We start from the raw sequence: 18257 nt of genomic DNA on the forward strand, positions 1-18257 counted from the left end.
AATGAAGAGCGAAATCACCGGCATCACGCGGGCCAATGAGGGGATCCAGGGCATCTCGTGGAACATCCTCGGCCAGACCTATGTGCCGAAGAGCAACACAGAGCACAGCTTCTCCTGGCACGCGACGCTGCCGCCGGGCACGTTCGTGCCGCCGCACATTCATCCCGACCAGGATGAATATCTCTACATGCTGGAGGGCAAGCTCGATTTCATGCTCGGCAAATTCCGAGTCGCAGGCGACCGCGGGCGATCTGATCCGGCTCGGCATGGGCGTGCCGCACGGCATCTTCAACAAATCGGAGCAGACCGCGAAGGTGTTGTTCTGGGTGTCACCGACCCGCAAGCTGTTCGACCTGTTCTGGGGCCTTCACAACATGAAGGAGCAGAAGCCGGAGGACGTGGTGGCGATGGCGGCCGAGTTCAACATCCACTTCCTGCCGCCGCCTTCCGGCGGCTAGCAGCGCATCCTAAGCGCGCACCGCCGCAAGTCCCGGCACTGCAGCGAAGCCGGCTTTGGTGGCGTAGCCGCGTACGATCGCTTCGCGCTGGGAATAGCTCAGCACGTTGTCGACATTGTCGAAGCCGTCAGGCGCGAGTTGCTCGACGGCGTCGATGACGCCCTCGGGGCCGCCGCGACGGTTGGAGCGGACGATGTCAGCGGTCATCGGCAGGCGCTTCTTCTCGTATTCAAGCAACGCCTGGCGCGGGTGCTCGGCGCGCACCAGCGCGTCGGCGAGGCAGCGTGCATCGAGGATCGCCTGCGAGGCGCCATTGGAGCCGACCGGATACATCGGATGCGCGGCATCGCCGAGCAGTGTGACGCGCCCGGACGACCAATAGGGTAACGGATCGCGGTCGCAGGTCGGATATTCATAGAACTCGGGCGTGGCCGAGATCAGGCTCTTCACGTCGATGTAAGGCACCGAGAAGCGCGCGACATGCGGCATCAGTTCCTCGCGCCGGCCCGGCCGCGACCAGTCTTCCTTTCGCGGCGGCGGGGCATTGCCCTCGCCGACCTTCACCAGCACCGCCCAGTTGGTGAGACGGCTCGCGGGGCTCGATCCCTCCGCGATCGGATAGATCACCACCTTGGCGTTGAGGCCACCGGCGACGATCATCGACTTGCCGGTCAGGAACAGCGGCCAATCTCGCGCACCACGCCACAGCATCAGGCCGTTCCAGCACGGCGGCCCCTCGCTCGGAAACAGCGTGTCGCGGACCCGCGAATGGATGCCGTCGGCACCAATCAGAATGTCCCCGCGCGCGGTGTGAATGTGCGCGCCGGCGCGATCGAAGAAATAAGCGGTGACGCCGCCCTCGTCCTGGGTGAAGGCACCGAGGCGGCAGCCGGTGTGGATGGCCTCCGGCCCGAGCCGCTCCTCGACGGCCCGATGAATGACGCCCTGAAGGCGGCCGCGATGGATCGAGAATTGCGGCACATCGTGGCCGGCGTCGACACCGCGGGCCTCGCGCCAGACTTCCTGGCCGTGACGGTTGAGGTAATAGAGCTGGTCGGTGCGGATCGCGACATCGTCAAGCTGCTGGAGCAGACCGAGGCCTGCCAGCTCTCGCATGGCATGGGGCAGCGTGTTGATGCCGACGCCAAGCTCGCGGATGGTCTCGGCCTGCTCGAAAATCTCGCAAGCCACGCCGCGCGAGCGCAGCATCAATGCGGTGGTGAGACCACCGACACCGCCACCGACGACAATCGCCTTCATCACCCCTACTCCACTCGATACACACCAGGCAATGCGGCTAAATTCGCACGAGCAGTCACTCTGCCGCAAGCGGCTTTGTCGCCTCCGCCTTGAGCTCGGCCCGGGTCTTGGGTTTAGCCTTAATTCTCAGCTCCTCGAGATCCTGTCGGTCCCGTGCGCTGTTGCGGAAAATCTGATCTTTTCCGGGAAGATATTGCGGCGGGCAGAACGCGTCGTCTGCTCCGTACCAGGCTGCCGCCCGCGTGGTGAAGAAGGGATCGACCAGATGCGGCCGCCCGAGCGCGACGAGGTCCGCCCGGCCGGCGGCCAGGATGGTGTTGGCCTGGTCGGCGGTCGTGATGTTGCCGACGCACATCGTGGCCACGCGGGCCTCATTGCGGACCTGGTCGGAGAACGGGGTCTGGAACATGCGCCCATAGACCGGCTGCGCATCGCGCACGGTCTGCCCGGTTGAGACGTCGACGAGATCGACGCCGGCTTCGGCAAAAGCGCGCGCGATCGCCACCGCGTCGTCGCCGCCGATACCACCCTCGGCCCAGTCGGTCGCGGAAATGCGCACCGACATCGGCTTGTGCGACGGCCACACGGCCCGCAGCGCCTCGAAAATTTCGAGCGGGAAGCGCAGGCGATTGACGAGCGATCCGCCATAATCATCCGTCCGCGTATTCGTCAGCGGCGAAATGAAGCTCGCGAGCAGATAGCCGTGGGCGCAGTGCAGTTCGAGCATGTCGAAACCGCAGCGTTCGCCGCGCTCGGCCGCCGCGACGAAAGCGTCCCTCACCGCATTCATGCCGGCGCGATCGAGCTCACGCGGAACCTGGCTGTCGGGGAAATAGGGCAGCGGCGATGCGGAGAACACCTCCCAGCCGCCCTCCTCCAACGGACGATCCATGCCGTCCCACATCAGCTTGGTCGCGCCCTTGCGCCCGGCGTGGCCCAATTGCAGGCAGATTTTCGCAACCGAATTGCCGTGGACGAAGTCCACGATGCGCCGCCAAGCCGCCTCCTGCTCGTCGTTCCACAGGCCGGCGCAGCCGGGCGTAATCCGCGCATCGCGGCTGACGCAGATCATCTCGCTGAAGATCAATCCGGCACCACCGATCGCCCGCGAGCCATAATGCACCAGGTGGAAATCGGTCGGCACGCCCTCCTTCGCCGAGTACATGCACATCGGCGATACCACGGCGCGGTTGGCGATCTCCATCTCGCGCAAGCGGAACGGCTGAAACAGCGGCACCATCGGCTTGTTGACGTCGACGTCGAAGCCGCTGTCGCGAACCTGCCTGGCAAACGATTTCTCAACCTCAGCCACGAAATCGGGCGCGCGGAGCTTCAGATTGTCATAGGTGATCGCCTTCGAGCGCGTCATCACGCCGAAGGCGAACTGCACGGGATCAAAATCCCAGAAGCGGTCGACATGCTCGAACCAGACCAGCGAGACGTCGGCGGCGTGCTGCGTCTTCTCGACCTCTTCGCGGCGGCCGTGCTCATAGACGTCCAGCGCGCCGCCTTGATGCTGGGCGCTTTCTCCATCGCGTCAGCCAGCGCGATCGCGTCTTCCATCGCGAGCTTGGTGCCCGAGCCGATCGAGAAATGCGCGGTCGCCTTGGCGTCGCCGAGCAGCACCATGTTGTCCTTGACCCAGCGTTTGCTGCGGATCATCGGGAAGTTGCGCCAGGTCGAGCGGTTGGTGAGCAGTTGGTGGCCATCGAGGAACCAGCCGAAGATCTCAGCCATCCGCGCGGCGGATTGGGTCTCGTTCAGACCCGTCAGTCCCGCGCGTTCGAACGTCTCCGGATCGGTCTCGAAAATCCAGGTCGAGTGCCCGGCTTGATATTGATAGGCATGGGCGATGAACGGCCCCCACTCCGTCTCCTGGAAGATGAAGGTGAAGGCATCCAGCGGCCTGGTCGAACCCATCCAGGCGAACTTGTTGGCCCGGAGGTCGACTTCCGGGGCGAAATGATCGACGTATTTGTCGCGGAAGCGGCTGTTGATGCCGTCCGCGAGCAGGATGAGATCGGCGTCGGCGAAGCTGGATTCGTCCTCGACGTCCGCTTCGAAAATCAGGACGACGCCCAGTTCGCGCGCTCGCGCCTGGAGAATCAGGAGCAGCTTCTGCCGCGAGCAGCCACAGAAGCCGTTGCCACCGACCCGATGGACCGTTCCGCGGAAGTGCACGGCGATGTCATCCCAGTAGGCGAATTCCTGGGTGATACGGCGATAGCTCGGAAGATCGTGCTTCTCGAAATTATCGAGCGTCGCGTCTGAGAACACCACGCCGAAGCCGAAAGTGTCGTCCGCGCGGTTGCGCTCGTACACCGTAATCTCCGCGCTCGGCCGCTGCTTTTTGAGCAGGATTGCAGCGTAGAGACCCGCAGGTCCGCCACCAATGATCGCGACTTTCATGGGAGCCTCGCCAGTTCAACCCGCCGAAACTATTTTAAGCCTAAACTAATTTCGCGCAAGTCCCCATTGCGGTAGGATGCCGGCAAAGCCCGGCTTAGTCGCCCCTGAAGACCGGCTTGACCTTGTTGGCGAAGGCCTCGAAGGCCCGTTCGAAATCCGCCGTCGTCATGCACAGCGCTTGAGCAACAGCTTCCGCCTCGATCGCCTCCTCCACCGACATCGCCCATTCCATGGCCAGCATCCGCTTGGTCATGGTGTTGGCGAAGGTCGGTCCCTCCGCAATCTGCTTGGCCAGCAGCTGTGCCTGGGGCAGCACCTGCTCCGATGTGACGATGCGGCTGAAGAAGCCCCAGCGCTCGCCCTCCTCCGCAGTCATGAACCGGCCGGTGTAGAGCAACTCGGAGGCGCGGGACTGTCCGATGATCCGCGGCAGGATCGCGCAGGCGCCCATGTCACAACCAGCAAGGCCCACCTTGTTGAAGAGGAATGCGACCTTGGTCCCGCTCGCCGTAAGCCGCATGTCCGACGCCATGGCGATGATCGCGCCCGCGCCGGCGCAGATACCCTCGACCGCGGCAACGATCGGTTGCGGGCAAGCCCGCATCGCCTTGACGAGGTCGCCGGTCATCCGCGTAAACGCGGTCAGCGCCTTGGTGTCCATCTTCACGAGCGGACCGATGATCTCGAACACATCGCCGCCGGACGAGAAATTGGCACCGGCGCCTGTCACGACGATGGACTTGACCGCATCATCGAACGCGCAAGCGCGAAAGAAATCGGTGAGTTCGCGATAGCTCTCGAAGGTCAGCGGATTCTTCCGTTCGGGACGGTTGAGCGTGACTGTCGCGACACCGTCGATTATGGCCAGCAGGAAATGCTGCGGCGAATAGTCCGCAAGCGGTAAGGTCACGGGATTGGCTGGTCTGCTCATGCGATCTCCTTAGCTTCTTTGTTCCTCGCCTGCGCCATACGCGCTAGATTTCACCACCGGCAACAGCGATCGCCTGCCCCGTGATTGCGCCGGCGCCCTCGCCGCACAGCCAGACCACGGCATCCGCGACCTCCTGAGGAGAGATCAGCCGCCCCTGCGGATTATGTTTCGCGAGCTCGGCAATGGCTTGCTCGCGGCTACGCTCCGTCTTTTTCATGATGTTCTCGATGCTGCCGGCGACAAGATCCGTGTCGGTGAAACCGGGGCACACCGCGTTTACGGTTACGCTGCTGCCAGCCATCTCGATAGCGAGGGACCGCACGAGACCGACCACAGCATGCTTGGCCGCAGTGTACGCGCTGACGTAGGCATAGCCCTTGAGCCCGGCCGTCGACGCGATCGCGACGATGCGCCCGTAGGGGCGATCCTTCATCCCGGGCAGCACACCGCTGATGGCATGGACCACGCCCATGAAATTGACGTCCATCATGCGCGCGAACAGGGCGCTGTCGGATTTGAAGAACGGCGCGGACTCGGCACTTCCCGCGTTGGCGATCAGAATGTCGATCGGCTGCCGCGCGCTCGCTTCAGCGATGGCGGCCTTCAAAGAGGTTTCGTTCGAGACGTCGGCGACGGCTGCAAAATGCGCAGCTCCTGCACTGACGGCCTCTTCAAGCGTCGCGGCGTTCCGGCCAAGCACCGTCACCGTGGCGCCGGCCTCGACGAGCGCTGCCGCGATGGCGCGACCGATGCCGCGACCGCCACCAGTCACCAGCGCGTGCGGCGAATGCGGTAATCCGGACATGCGCTGGCTTCCTTGCATTCTGCTGATCGCTCCTTGGATATATTTTAACCTTCAAACTTTTGCAAACAAGGCTCGACTTGGCACCGCGAACAACTGCACGCCAACGACCGGCCCAAAAATTGCTTTAAGTATAAAATTATCTCTTCCCATCCCTCACAGGCCTGTTAGCATCGAAGGGACGAGCAAAAGGATGTCGCGTGTCGCAGCCTGCGCCAATGATAACAAAGGACGGCCGCTTCGCCTATGAAGCCGCCGGCGATCCGGGCGCGACGCCTCTGATTTTCCTGCACGGCATCGGCGGTGCGGCACGGGCCTGGCGGCAGCAGCTTGCTACATTCGGCGACCGCTTCTACACGATTGCGTGGGACATGCCGGGCTATGGCGGATCGGCGCCGCTCGCCAGCGTCAGCATCGCTGCCCTGGCCGATGCGCTCCAGCAATTCATCGAGCAGCTTGGTGCGAGCAGGCCCATTCTGGTTGGCCATTCCATCGGCGGCATGATCGTCCAGAAATGGCTGGTGCAATCCCCAAAACTGGCGCGCGCAGTCGTGCTGGCGCAGACCAGCCCGGCCTTCGGCAAGGCCGATGGCGATTGGCAGAAATCGTTTATCGCCGCACGCCTGGGACCGCTCGATCGTGGGGAAACGATGAAGTCGCTGGCGCCCTCTCTGGTGGAGGAACTCGTGGGCGACGATCCTGATCCCAAGGGAATGGAGCTCGCACGCGAGTGCATGGCAAGCGTGCCCGAGGCGAGCTATCGCGCCATGATGCTGGCCTTGATTGGATTCGATCAGCGAGCCACCCTCAAGGACATTTCCATCCCGACGCTGCTGCTGTCCGGCTCCAGGGACAACAACGCGCCGGCCGCCATGATGGCGAAGACGGCGACCTACATTCCATCTGCCGAATATGTCGAGTTGGCCGGTGCCGGCCATCTTGCGAACCTTGAGCGCCCCGATGCCTTTGACGAGGCCCTCGGCGGGTTTCTGTACTCCGTCGCCACCAAAACGTAGGGTAACTGCGCCATGACCATGCAAGTCAGCAAGAATATCGGCGCAACCGACAAGGTCGCGCTCGATGCGCCGATCTTCGATCCCGTCGCGTTCCGCCTGAGCGACGAACAAGCCGGCATCATCGCGCGGGCGCGCGAGATCGGCCAGAGCGTGTTCGCTGGCCGCGCCGCGACTTACGACCGCGAGGCGATCTTCCCGTCCGAGAATTATCGCGACCTGCATCGCGTCGGCCTGCTCGGCATTGCCGTCCCCAAGAAACATGGCGGGCTCGGCGCAAACTACCAGACCTACGCTTTGGCGGCAGCCGAAATCGGCCGTTATTGCGGCGCGACTGCGCTCACCTGGAACATGCATGTCTGCTCGACGCTGTGGTCGGGCCCGCTCGCCGACGATCTCGACATGGACGCTGAGACCCGCGCCGAGCACGAGCGCCGGCGTGCAGTCCATTACAAGCGCATCGTCGAGGATGGCGCGATCTATTCGCAGCCCTTCTCGGAGGGTGGTGCGGCAGCGGCAGGCGGCGTCGCTTTCGGCACGGAAGCACGGCCGGCCGAAGGCGGCTGGATCGTCAACGGCAAGAAGATCTTTGCATCGCTCTCCGGACATGCGGACTATTACGGCGTGCTCTGCACCGAGATCGAGGAAGGCGAAAAGGCTTCGCGCCGCAATACGCTTTACCTCGCCATCCCCGCAAAATCGGAAGGCGTTTCGGTCGTCGGCGACTGGGATCCGCTCGGCATGCGCGGAACGGTCTCGCGCACGCTGCTGTTCAAGGACGTGTTCGTGCCGGGAGATTCGGCGCTGATGCCGCGGGGCGTCTATTTCCAGGCCGCGATGCGCTGGCCGCACATGTTCCTGACGCTGTCGCCGACCTATATGGGCCTTGCGCAAGCCGCCTATGACTTCACCGTGCGATATCTGCGCGGCGAAATACCGGGCATGCCGCCGGTCAAGCGCCGGATGTATCCGACCAAGCAAATTGCGGTCGCGCAGATGCAGATCAAGCTCGAGCAGATCAAGGCGATCTGGTTCCAGGCCGTCACCGAGGCCCGCGCCAATCCGAGCAAGGAGCAGGTGCTGCGCGCCTATGCCGCGCAATATTCGGTGATGGAGGGCGCCAATGAGCTCGCTACACTCGCGATCCGGACCTGCGGCGGCCAAGCCATGCTCCGCTCGCTGCCGCTCGAGCGCATCTATCGAGACAGCCGCTGCGGCTCGCTGATGCTGCCCTGGACAGCCGAGCTCTGCCTCGACCGGATCGGACGCGAAGCGCTATACGAGGCCGGCGAAACGGACGACTGACGGTGGACCTCTGTAGTCTGATCGATCGCAACGCGGCGTTCGCGCCAGACAAGACAGCCATTGCCTTTGAAGGCGAGCGGTTGAGCTATGCAGCGTTCGCCGCACGGATCGAGCGGAGCGCGGCGACATTGAAGCAGGAGCTCGGCGTAGGCCGGGGCGACCGCGTTGCCATCCTCAGCCTGAACCGGCCGGACTATCTGGTTCTGCTCTATGCCTGCGCCCGGCTCGGCGCGATGCTGGTGCCCCTGAACTGGCGGCTCGCTATCGCCGAGCAGCTTTTCATCCTCACCGATGCCGGCGCCAAGGTTTTGGTGCTCGAGCAGGCATTTGAGGGGGTTCTTGCCGAGCTTGAGGAGACTGCAATTGTCGGGCTCGACTTCGAGCCGCCTCGCGGCACGACGTTCGAAAACCTGTTGGCTCGAAGCCGGGGCACCGGCTGCAACCCGCACACTGATCTCTCCTGCCCGCTCCTCATTGTCTACACGTCAGGAACGACCGGACGGCCCAAAGGCGCGGTGCTGCGCCAGGAGGCGCTGTTCTGGAACGGCGTCATGAGCCAGCACATGCACAACATGACGTCCGATGACCATGTGCTGACGCTGCTGCCGTTTTTCCATGTCGGCGGCCTCAACATTCAAACCACGCCGGCGCTCCAGCTAGGCGCGACGGTCACGGTTCACGCGCGCTTCACGCCGGACACTGCGCTTGCAGCCGTCGAACGGGAACGACCGACACTGACCGTGATGGTGCCGGCGATCATCCAGGCCGTAAGCGAGCATCCCGCCTGGGCCACGACCGATCTTTCGTCACTCAAGGCCGTCACGACCGGCTCGACCATCGTGCCGCCGCATCTGATCGACCGCTTCGTCGGCCGTGGCGTCCCGGTGCTTCAGGTCTACGGCTCGACGGAGACTTGTCCCATCGCAGTCTACACTCGGCTTGGTGGCGATCTCTCGCGCGCGGGATCGACGGGACTTGCCGGCCTGTGCTGCGAAGCGAAGGTGATCGATCAGGCCGGCAACGAGATGCCGGTGGGCGCGCCGGGCGAGATCGCGGTTCGCGGCCCCAACGTGTTCTTCGAATATTGGAGCAACGCGGACGCCACGCGCGATGCGCTGCACGACGGCTGGTATCGCACCGGCGATATCGGCCTGTGCGATGCGGACGGCTATTTCTGGGTCCGCGACCGCAAGAAAAACATGATCATATCCGGCGGCGAGAATGTCTACCCTGCAGAGGTCGAGCGCGTCCTGCTCGAACACCCCGATGTCAGCGAATGCGCCGTGATCGGCCGGCCCGATCCGCGTTGGGACGAAGTGCCAATCGCCTATGTGATTCAGCGATCCGGCTGTCGACTGGAAGCAGACGAGTTGAAAGTGCATCTTCAGGCACAACTCGCGCGCTACAAGGTTCCGCGCGAGATCGTTTTCGTTACCGACCTGCCGCGCACTGCGCTGGGCAAGGTCCAGCATTTTCTGCTGAAGCAGCTTGATGCGCAATCGCGCACGCGAGGAGAAGCATCTTGAAGATTGCGGTTCTAGGCGGGGGGAACGGCTCTTTCGCGGCCGCGGGCGATTTTGCGCTGTCGGGACATGCGGTCCGGCTCTGGCGCCGCGACGCGAATCAGGTCGCAGCCCATCGCGCCGCCGGCTCGCGCATCCTGGTGAAGGATCATAACGGTCCTCACGACGTCAAGCTCGCGGTGGTAACGGCCGACATTGCCGAAGCGGTCGACGGCGCAGAGCTGATCCTGTGCCCTGCACCTGCCTTCGCGCAGCCCGACATTGCGCGGCTGCTTGCTCCACATCTACGAGATGGACAGGTCGTGTTTCTGCCGCCGGCGACGTTCGGCTCGATGATCTTCGCACAGGCTGCGCGGGATGCGGACAATCGCGCCAAGCCGAGCTTTGCTGAGACCGGGACGTTACCCTGGCTGACCCGCAAGCACGGGCCATTCGAGGTCGCGATCACCATCCGCGCCAAGCGACTTCCGGTCGGCGTTTTCCCGCTCGATCAAGCGCCGCATGCACTTGAGGTGATTGGACAGGCTTTCCCCGGCGCGGTCGAGCCGTGCGGAGATGCTCTCTCCGGCGCGCTGATGAACGCAGGCCCGATTATCCATCCGCCTCTGATCGTGATGAATGCGGGCCCGATCGAGCATTTCGAGCGGTGGGACATCCACAAGGAAGGAACGCAAGCCGCGATTCGCCGAGTTACGGATGCACTCGATGCCGAGCGGATCGCCGTGCGTGAGGCACTCGGATATGGCGCACCGCATTTTCCGCTCGCCCATCATTATGCGAGGGAAGGCGAGATCTGGATGTATGGGCGCGGCTCGCATGACCGGCTGACCGATTCCGGTGACTGGCGCGAGCGGATCGTGCTGAGGGAGCATCGCTACATGCGTGAAGATTTGCGGCTTGGGCTATCGCTGCTGGTCTCCGTCGCCGGCCTGGCGGGCGTGGCCACGCCATTGGCCAAGGCGTTCCTGGCCATCGGTGGCGCAGTCTGCGGTGACGATTTTGCGCAAGGCGGTCGGACGCTCGAGACGCTGGGGCTCGGCAATCTCGGCAAGGCCGAACTGCAGACGCTTCTTCGCAAGGGATTTTGACCGATGACCAGCCGAGCTAACATTGCCTGTCTCGGGGCCGGCCGCATGGGCCGCGGCATCGCCGTCGCGTTCGCCTATGCGGGGCATACGGTCACGATGATCGACATCAAGGCCCGCTCAACGGAAGATTTCGCCAGGCTGGAGGCTGACGCGCTCGGCGAGGTCAGGAAGACCTTTGCCAGCCTGTCGAAGCTGGGGCTAGTGACCGAGGCGGATGTCGATCCGCTCATCGCACGGATCTCGGTGGTGCCGGCCAGCCAGAGCGGTGTTGCACTATCCGACGCGGGAATAGTCTTTGAGGGCGTCCCCGAAGTCGTCGAACTGAAGAGAGAGATCCTGGGGGCGGCTTCAAAGCAGATCGGCCCGGATACGATCATCGCCTCAACGACGTCGACCATTCTCGTCGACGATCTCTCAGGTGCCATCGTGAATCCCCGACGCTTCCTCAACGTGCACTGGCTCAATCCGGCCTATCTGATACCGCTGGTCGAGGTTTCGCCCGGCAAGGCTACCGATCCTGCCATCATCGACGAGGTCAAGGCGCTGCTCGAAGGAATCGGCAAGGTGCCGGTGGTCTGCGCGGCGACGCCCGGCTTCATCGTTCCGCGCATCCAGGCGCTCGCGATGAACGAGGCCGCGCGCATGGTCGAGGAAGGCGTCGCCAGCGCCGAAGAGATCGACAAGGCGATCCGCTACGGCTTCGGCTTCCGCTACGCCGTGCTCGGGCTGCTTGAATTCATCGACTGGGGTGGCGGCGACATTTTGTACTACGCCAGCCGGTATCTCGAGGACGCACTTGGCAGTGACCGGTATCGCGCGCCGGACGTCATTTCGCGGAACATGCAGGAGGGCCGGATTGGCTTGCGAACGGGCGCAGGCTTTCTCGATTATTCAGGTATGGACGTCGACGCCTATCGGGTGAAGCGGCTTCAGGCCATGGTCGACCTGCTCCGGCACTTCGACCTGGCGCGTCCGCCGGTGCTCGATCGCGGCTAGAGCATTATCGGTTCTGATTGAATCAGAACCGAAGCTCTAGATTCTTGTTTTGACGCGTTTTCTTCACGCGAACCGGTATCCACTTCGCTCGAAAACGCTCTAGCCGAAGACGTCCTGAAGCACCCCTTCACGCACCACCGCGACGCCATCGAGCTCGATCGTCGTCCCCATCATCGGCAGATCGAAATGGCCCGCCGTGTAGCGGCCGGCGAATTCATTGGCCCCGGTCGAAAACAGGAAGTTGCCGGAGACGGCGCGAATCTCCGTGCCGTTGGTATCGCGCTGGTCATACATCGACAGCGCCTCGTAGCGTGCGCCCGGATTCATGCCGAAACCGACATGGGATACCGCATAGGCTTCCCGATCGCCCCAGGCCGCGAGATAGGCGCGCATCATCGCGGCATCCGTGCCCTCGCCGTCGAGCTCGACGACATAATCGTCCTTCAGTGTCATCTTCACCGGAGATGTCAGGTAACGCTTGAAGGTCAGGTTGATGTCGCCGGGCGCCATCACCAGCGTGCCATTGATCGTTCCGCTCTTGGGGAAGCTGACAACGATGCCGCCGGGCCAATGCGCCAACGTACCTGGTTTGTCCGTCCACCCCCACACGCCGACCGTGGACGCACCGACCATATCGACGTCGAGCGCAGTGCCGGCTTTTGATGTCACCCGCATCCGCTTGGTCCCACGCAGCATTTTTGCCGCCGCACGGACGCGCTTTTCGAGCGCGGAATCCGGCACCATCCGCTCCAGCGCCTCGGGATGCTCGTTGGAGATCACCAGGATGCGCGCACCGGCCTTGAGGATCTCTGGTGTCTCCACGGCATGCATCAGACCCTCGATGGTGCAATCCACCACAAAGCCGGCCTGTTGAAGCGCGGTGATGACCGGCTCGAGCCGTTGGATCGCCTCACTCGCCCCCGTTGAGCGAACCGGAACAATATTCCGGTTACGCGGGGTCGGCATAACCACGTGAAACGGTCGCGCGCCCATCCGCAGCAGCGCGAGCTCCGCCAGATGAACATTCAACGCACGTGACTGGGTTTCCGAGAGGATCGCGGCGGTATCGCCGGCCTTGACGGCGCATCGTTCAAAGATCTCGCAAAATGCGTCGATCCATTTAGCTTCAATGCGATCAGCCAGCATGGTCTACTCCCGTCTTCTGGTTTCTTCTTCGCAGTTCACGCTTCGGGGAAACCCCGCAGCAGGTACGCACGCAAGGCCCCCAGCAGACCATTCAGGATCAACCCCAGCAGCGAGATCGTGATTAGCGGCACGAACATATCGACGGCCTGAAAAGTCCGGGCCGCCGTGACGAGGGCATGTCCGAGCCCATCCGTCGACGTGATCATCTCGGCCAGAAACACCACGATGCAGGAAATGACAAGGCCGATTCGGCAACCGGTCAGGATCGACGGCATCGCCGCCGGCAGCACCACCTTGAACAGGATCTCATAGCGCGGCGTTCCCGCCGCCATGGCCGACCAGATCAGCTTCTGCTCCACCGTCGACGCGCCGTAATAGGTAGAGAGCAAAATGGGAAAGAGTGCGTCTGCCGCCACCAGCGTGATCTTCGATCCGTGTCCGAAGCCGAGCAGCAACAGAAGTGCCGGATAAAGCGCAACCTTGGGCAACGGCGCCAATACGCGAACGATCGGCCGAACCACGGCGTTGATGGCCGGACTGGCGGCAGCGGCGATGCCGACGCTGACACCGAGCACGACCGCAATCGCGAAGCCGGCAAACAACCTGATCAGGGTCGCCGCAATATCCTGCTGGAACGTCCAGGTCAAAAGTTGCTGGAGCAACCGGCCGAAGACGTATCCCGGCGGCGGCAGCAAGACTGCAGGCGCAAAGCCAAATGATACGAGGCCCTGCCACAGCGCGAGCACCAGCACGATTGGCGCGAGCCCGAGGATGCTTGTGGGGTGAAGGCGCGATGTCATGAGAAGCTCAGCGGCATGTCGAACTGAGGCTCGGACCACCGCACCAGCCTTGCGCGAATCCGCTCGAAGATCGCATCCAGGCAGATTCCCATCGCTCCAACGATAATGATCATCGCGAAGACCGTGTCGTATTGGCCCATGTCGAGCGCGTTGAACAGGATATTGCCGGCGCCCGACTGGCGGGCAATCATCTCGCTGGTGATCATCGTGATCAGCGCCAGCACGAGTCCCGTGCGGCACCCGGTCAGAATTTCCGGAAGCGCCGCCGGCAGCACGATCCGGACCAGCCGTTGCACAGGTGAAAGCCCCATTGCGGCGCCCGACCAGAGCATTTTCTCTTCCACTGCCTTGGCGCCCTCGAAGCTGTGATAGATCACGGGCAGGCTGACGCCCAGGAAGATCACCAGTGTCTTCGTAACGTCGCCGACGCCCAGCCACAGCATGATGATCGGCATCAAGGCCGCCTTCGGCACCGGATAGATGATCATCAGCAGCGGATTGAAGAAGGCCGCGACGGCCCGGCTGCGGCCCATCAACAGGCCCAGCGGAATCGAGATCAATACCGCTATGCCGAACCCGATCGCCATGCGGCGCAGCGAGGCCAGGATATTGATCAGCGATTCCCTGTCGCCAAGAATGTCCGGAATCGCCCGGATCGCCTCGATCGCCGTTGGAAAGCTGTCATTCTTTAGCGCGAGCGACGCCACCTGCCACATTGCGAGCAATCCGATGCAGGCAAGCACCGGGGCAGCACGTCTCGCCAAGGCAGCAGGCGATATCATGACGAAGACCCAATTAGGTCGCTCTCGTCAAACATCCGCTCGATATCGACGACGTATTTCTGGTAGCGCGGGTCAAGCAGCAGCTCGTTACGCCGGCGTGGCCGCGGCAGGTCGATGTCGATGACGTCGCGGATGCGGCCGGGCGATGTCGACATCATGACGACCTTGTCCGACAGGAAGACGGCCTCGTCCACCGAGTGGGTGACGAACAGCACCGTCTTGCGATCACGCTCCCAGATGTTCAGGAGATCGTTCTGCAGGCGCGTCCGGGTGTGAGCATCGAGCGCACCGAACGGCTCGTCCATCAACAGAACCTCTGGATGGTAAGCCAGCGTCCGAGCCAGTGCCACGCGCTGCTTCATGCCGCCGGACAATTCCTTGGGATAGAAGCTCTCATAGCCCTTGAGCCCGACCATCTCGATCAGGGCCCGGCTCTGCGCTTCCGCCTCAGTAGCCCGCACGCCCCGCTGACGCGGGCCATACATCACGTTACCCAGCACGGTCTTCCACGGAAACAACGCGAATTCCTGAAACACCGGACCGCGATCCGGCCCTGGCCCCGTGATTGTCCGTCCCTTTATCTTTGCTGAGCCGCTGGTCGGGCTGACGAAGCCGCCGACGACGTAAAGCAGGGTCGACTTGCCACAGCCGGACGGACCAAGGATGGAGACGAAGGCCCCCTCGTCGATCGTCAGCGAGATGTCCGATAGCGCCACATGATCCTTGCGCGTCGAGGTCTGGAAAACCTGCGAGACGCGCTCGATCTCGATGATTGCAGAAGCCGGTTTTTGCGGCGTCACCGGTCTCACCCATTCGCTCGATCTCGAAGGCACTACCTTCATCCCGTCTCACTTCACTCGCGCGAATCCTGCGCAACAGACTCGCTGAACGTCCTCGTCAGCGGCACGAGCTTAGCAAGAAACTTGCCAGACTACCGGCTGTTTCCGAGCAGGTGCGCCGCGTCATTCGAACCAGGGCCATTCTGCGGGCCCTTCATGCGTGACAGCACCGCCTGGCGCCTGGCCAACCAATCGCGCATATTTCGCGAGGGCGCCGGCACGGTGACGAGGCGGACGCGGCTTCCAATTGTGCCGGCGAGCAGTGAGTTCCTGCTCGTCGACGAGCATATCCATCCGCCGATTTGCAGCATCAATCCGGATCCTGTCGCCATCGCGAACCAGCGCCAGCGGACCGCCAACGAAGGCTTCGGGAGACACATAGCCGACGCACATTCCGCGAGTGGCGCCAGAGAATCGTCCATCCGTGATCAGGGCCACCTTCTCGCCCATGCCCTGTCCATAGATCAGCGCGGTGACGCCAAGCATCTCGCGCATGCCTGGACCGCCCACCGGCCCTTCATTGCGGATCACGAGCACCTCGCCCGCACTGTAGCTGCGGTCACGAACCGCTGCGACGCAAGCTTCTTCGTCTTCGAAGATGCGCGCCACACCTTCAAACAACTGGCTCTTCAAACCCGCGACCTTGATCACCGCGCCATCAGGGCAGAGGTTTCCCTTCAGCACTGCCACGCCGCCATCGGGCATGATTGGCGCCCGAGCCGCGTAAACGACCTCTCCGTCGGGTGCGTTGGCGGCGCCATATTCTTCGGCAAGTGTACGGCCCGTGACGGACAGGCAACTGCCATCGATATGCCCGCTCTGGATCAGCTCCCGGATCACCACGGCGGCGCCGCCGATATCGTAGACATCCTTCGCCGTATATTTGCCTCCAGGTCGCAGGTTTCCGATCAGCGGCGTCCTCGCAAAAACCTCGCCGACATCATCGATCGTGAATGCGATCCCGGCCTCGTTCGCGATCGCCGGCAGATGCAGCGCAGCATTGGTCGAACCACCCGTGGCAGCCACGATTGCCGCACCGTTTTCCAGGGATTTCCGCGTCACGATGTCGCGCGGCAACGGCCCGCCGCGCTCCAGCATCTCCATGATGAGGCGTCCGGCGCCCCGCGAAATCTGGGCGCGCTTGGCATAGACGCCCGGCACCATCGACACGTTGGGAATGGTCAGGCCCATCGCTTCAGACACCATCCCCATGGTGTTCGCGGTGAACTGGCCGGCGCACGCGCCGATGGTCGGCAGGCAGGCGCGCTCGATCCGCTCGAGCGTGGCGCCGTCGATCTCTCCGGTCATGAAGCTGCCGACAGCCTCATAGGAGTCGAGCACGGTCAGGGTCCGCCCGTCCACACGGCCCGGCAGCGAGCTACCGCCATAGATGAAAATGGACGGCACGTTGCACCGGACCATCCCCATCATCACGCCGGGAAGCGTCTTGTCGCATCCGCCGTATCCGATCAGCGCATCGTAGGCGAGACCATGGACGACGGCTTCGATCGAATCGGCAATCAGCTCCCGCGAAAACAGGGAGAACTTCATCCCCTCGTGATTCATGCTGATGCCGTCGGAAACCGACACGGTCGAAAACTCGCGCGGCGTCCCGCCGGCCTCCTCGATTCCCGTCTTGGCCGCAGCGACCTGGAAGTCGTGGGTCATGTTGCAGGGCGTCTGTTCGCCCTTCATGCTGACGACGCCCACCATCGGCTTGGCAATCGCAGCGTCGTCGAGCCCCATGGCCCGCATGAACGCGCGGTGCGGGGCCCGATCGAGGCCGTCCGTCGTGATCCGTGATCGCAACTTCTTCATACGTGCATCTTCACGCCGCGACCTTCTCGCTCGGATCGTTCGCCCTATCGCCTATTGCAAAGGAGCGACAATCGTCGAATGCTTGAATTGCGCGACATCCAATTTTGGTAGCATCCCTGTCTCCGCGTAGATGTCCAGCATCTTCTGGATCGCAGGGAAATTCGGTGCCGCACCCGGATCGCGGCCGAAATCATTGTCCTTGAGCAGATAGGTCTCGAGAACCGGAATAGGTGCCTTCAGGACTTCGTTGACCACCTTCAACGTCTCTTCGCGGTTGGCCAGCACTTTCTTCATGCCGGAGGTGATGTCACGCACGTAAGCCTTCACCAGCTCCGGGTTTTTGTCGACGAAATCCGCACGGCAGGCTTCCAGGATATGCACGATGTTTGGCATGGCCTGCGACAGCGAGAAGAGTTTGCGAGTGCCGCCCTTTGCCTCCGCGCGCGCGGCAAACGGCTGGTTCATGTTGACCGCATCGACACGGCCCTGCCGCAGCGCATCTTCAGAAATGGCAAAGCCGACCTCGACCAGCTTGATGTCCTTGGCCGGATCGACGCCATGCTGCTTCAGCAGCAGATTGAACGGGCCTTGCGTGCCGCCGCCGATCACGGAGATCCCGACCGTCTTGCCCTTGAGATCAGCGATTGTCTTGATCGGGGAGTCGTCCATGACGGCCCAGTAGACCGAGAAACCGCCGGGCTTCTCGAAGACGTGCTGCGCCACAATGTAGGCCTTGAGGTTGCCTCCAACCACGCCGTTGGCGAGCGACAGCGGCGCCTGCGTCGCGCAATCCAGCGCGCCGGCCGCCAATGCCTGCGTCATCGGAGCGGTGCCCTGAAATTGGGTCCATTCGATGTTGTAGGTCTTGCCGATATTGGGAAACTCAGCCGGGCGGCGCATCATCCAGTACTTGGATTCCTCAGCCGGAATCGTCCAGCCGACGCGGATCGTCTGCTGCGCCCATGACGAGCCTGCACTCGCACTCACGGCCGCTGCCGCCCCCAAAGCCAGGATCCACTTCGAAACGGTTCGCATCGTGCCCACTCCGCTGCTCCGGCACCGACCGGCGCCATCCAATCCGACTGCC

At 63.0% G+C, this 18257-nt stretch carries 14 protein-coding genes and 2 pseudogenes; 6 read left to right on the forward strand and 10 right to left on the reverse strand.

Annotated elements, in window-relative coordinates; genetic code table 11:
- Window position 1: 1 nt before the first annotated feature.
- Window positions 2-458 (forward strand): annotated as a pseudogene (locus tag ACVWYI_RS29225) (cupin domain-containing protein).
- Between the two features lie 9 nt (window positions 459-467).
- Here ACVWYI_RS29225 and ACVWYI_RS29230 read toward each other — a convergent pair.
- From ACVWYI_RS29230 to ACVWYI_RS29245, 4 genes and pseudogenes are all read right to left on the reverse strand, one after another.
- Window positions 468-1718 (reverse strand): flavin-dependent oxidoreductase, encoded by a 1251-nt coding sequence (locus ACVWYI_RS29230; RefSeq protein WP_456663863.1) that lies wholly within the window; start codon window positions 1716-1718, stop codon window positions 468-470.
- A gap of 55 nt (window positions 1719-1773) precedes the next feature.
- A pseudogene (locus ACVWYI_RS29235) lies at window positions 1774-4127 on the reverse strand (bifunctional salicylyl-CoA 5-hydroxylase/oxidoreductase).
- Between the two features lie 94 nt (window positions 4128-4221).
- Entirely contained in the window at window positions 4222-5058 is an 837-nt protein-coding gene (locus ACVWYI_RS29240; protein ID WP_456663864.1) for an enoyl-CoA hydratase family protein, read from the reverse strand.
- A gap of 43 nt (window positions 5059-5101) precedes the next feature.
- Entirely contained in the window at window positions 5102-5863 is a 762-nt protein-coding gene (locus ACVWYI_RS29245; RefSeq protein ID WP_456663865.1) for an SDR family NAD(P)-dependent oxidoreductase, read from the reverse strand.
- Between the two features lie 215 nt (window positions 5864-6078).
- Here ACVWYI_RS29245 and ACVWYI_RS29250 point away from each other — a divergent pair, with 215 nt between their 5' ends.
- Genes ACVWYI_RS29250 through ACVWYI_RS29270 form a run of 5 tightly spaced genes read left to right on the forward strand, consistent with a single transcriptional unit; the run spans window position 6079 to window position 11785 of the window.
- Window positions 6079-6876, forward strand: a complete 798-nt coding sequence (locus ACVWYI_RS29250) for an alpha/beta fold hydrolase (protein WP_456663866.1) — start codon at window positions 6079-6081, stop codon at window positions 6874-6876.
- A gap of 12 nt (window positions 6877-6888) precedes the next feature.
- Window positions 6889-8178: an acyl-CoA dehydrogenase family protein gene (locus ACVWYI_RS29255; protein ID WP_354045111.1), complete on the forward strand. Its 1290-nt coding sequence runs from the start codon at window positions 6889-6891 to the stop codon at window positions 8176-8178.
- Window positions 8179-8180: 2 nt separating this feature from the next.
- Entirely contained in the window at window positions 8181-9704 is a 1524-nt protein-coding gene (locus ACVWYI_RS29260; protein ID WP_456663867.1) for a class I adenylate-forming enzyme family protein, read from the forward strand.
- Window positions 9701-10789, forward strand: a complete 1089-nt coding sequence (locus ACVWYI_RS29265) for an NAD/NADP-dependent octopine/nopaline dehydrogenase family protein (RefSeq protein ID WP_354045115.1) — start codon at window positions 9701-9703, stop codon at window positions 10787-10789. The genes ACVWYI_RS29260 and ACVWYI_RS29265 overlap by 4 nt, the downstream gene beginning before the upstream one ends.
- Before the next feature lie 3 nt (window positions 10790-10792).
- Window positions 10793-11785 (forward strand): 3-hydroxybutyryl-CoA dehydrogenase, encoded by a 993-nt coding sequence (locus ACVWYI_RS29270; protein WP_456663868.1) that lies wholly within the window; start codon window positions 10793-10795, stop codon window positions 11783-11785.
- A gap of 99 nt (window positions 11786-11884) precedes the next feature.
- Here the strand turns inward: ACVWYI_RS29270 and ACVWYI_RS29275 are convergent, their stop codons facing one another.
- From ACVWYI_RS29275 to ACVWYI_RS29300, 6 genes are all read right to left on the reverse strand, one after another.
- A complete protein-coding gene (locus ACVWYI_RS29275; protein WP_456663869.1) occupies window positions 11885-12931 on the reverse strand; it encodes a peptidase M29 in 1047 nt (348 codons plus the stop codon).
- 35 nt (window positions 12932-12966) lie between these two features.
- Window positions 12967-13731, reverse strand: coding sequence for an ABC transporter permease (locus ACVWYI_RS29280; RefSeq protein WP_456663870.1), 765 nt, complete (start codon window positions 13729-13731; stop codon window positions 12967-12969).
- Window positions 13728-14513, reverse strand: coding sequence for an ABC transporter permease (locus ACVWYI_RS29285; RefSeq protein ID WP_456663871.1), 786 nt, complete (start codon window positions 14511-14513; stop codon window positions 13728-13730). Before ACVWYI_RS29285 ends, ACVWYI_RS29280 begins: the two co-directional genes overlap by 4 nt.
- Window positions 14510-15355 carry an ABC transporter ATP-binding protein gene (locus tag ACVWYI_RS29290; protein ID WP_456663872.1) on the reverse strand — a complete coding sequence of 282 codons (846 nt, stop codon included), beginning with the start codon at window positions 15353-15355 and terminating at the stop codon, window positions 14510-14512. Before ACVWYI_RS29290 ends, ACVWYI_RS29285 begins: the two co-directional genes overlap by 4 nt.
- Window positions 15356-15475: 120 nt before the next feature.
- Window positions 15476-17170 (reverse strand): dihydroxy-acid dehydratase, encoded by a 1695-nt coding sequence (gene ilvD, locus ACVWYI_RS29295; RefSeq protein ID WP_456663873.1) that lies wholly within the window; start codon window positions 17168-17170, stop codon window positions 15476-15478.
- A gap of 51 nt (window positions 17171-17221) precedes the next feature.
- Window positions 17222-18205 (reverse strand): ABC transporter substrate-binding protein, encoded by a 984-nt coding sequence (locus ACVWYI_RS29300; RefSeq protein ID WP_456663874.1) that lies wholly within the window; start codon window positions 18203-18205, stop codon window positions 17222-17224.
- Between the last annotated feature and the right edge of the window lie 52 nt (window positions 18206-18257).

It is taken from the genome of Bradyrhizobium sp. LB13.1 (assembly GCF_054056815.1).

Excerpts from the sequence above, each read along its gene's own strand:
- ACVWYI_RS29230 (WP_456663863.1), bottom strand. The coding sequence starts at position 1,718 with ATGAAGGCGATTGTCGTCGGTGGCGGTGTCGGTGGTCTCACCACCGCA.
- ACVWYI_RS29240 (WP_456663864.1), bottom strand. The coding sequence starts at position 5,058 with ATGAGCAGACCAGCCAATCCCGTGACCTTACCGCTTGCGGACTATTCG.
- ACVWYI_RS29285 (WP_456663871.1), bottom strand. The coding sequence starts at position 14,513 with ATGATATCGCCTGCTGCCTTGGCGAGACGTGCTGCCCCGGTGCTTGCC.
- ACVWYI_RS29290 (WP_456663872.1), bottom strand. The coding sequence starts at position 15,355 with ATGAAGGTAGTGCCTTCGAGATCGAGCGAATGGGTGAGACCGGTGACG.
- ACVWYI_RS29250 (WP_456663866.1), top strand. The coding sequence starts at position 6,079 with ATGATAACAAAGGACGGCCGCTTCGCCTATGAAGCCGCCGGCGATCCG.
- ACVWYI_RS29255 (WP_354045111.1), top strand. The coding sequence starts at position 6,889 with ATGACCATGCAAGTCAGCAAGAATATCGGCGCAACCGACAAGGTCGCG.
- ilvD (WP_456663873.1), bottom strand. The coding sequence starts at position 17,170 with ATGAAGAAGTTGCGATCACGGATCACGACGGACGGCCTCGATCGGGCC.
- ACVWYI_RS29280 (WP_456663870.1), bottom strand. The coding sequence starts at position 13,731 with ATGACATCGCGCCTTCACCCCACAAGCATCCTCGGGCTCGCGCCAATC.
- ACVWYI_RS29245 (WP_456663865.1), bottom strand. The coding sequence starts at position 5,863 with ATGTCCGGATTACCGCATTCGCCGCACGCGCTGGTGACTGGTGGCGGT.
- ACVWYI_RS29300 (WP_456663874.1), bottom strand. The coding sequence starts at position 18,205 with ATGCGAACCGTTTCGAAGTGGATCCTGGCTTTGGGGGCGGCAGCGGCC.
- ACVWYI_RS29275 (WP_456663869.1), bottom strand. The coding sequence starts at position 12,931 with ATGCTGGCTGATCGCATTGAAGCTAAATGGATCGACGCATTTTGCGAG.
- ACVWYI_RS29270 (WP_456663868.1), top strand. The coding sequence starts at position 10,793 with ATGACCAGCCGAGCTAACATTGCCTGTCTCGGGGCCGGCCGCATGGGC.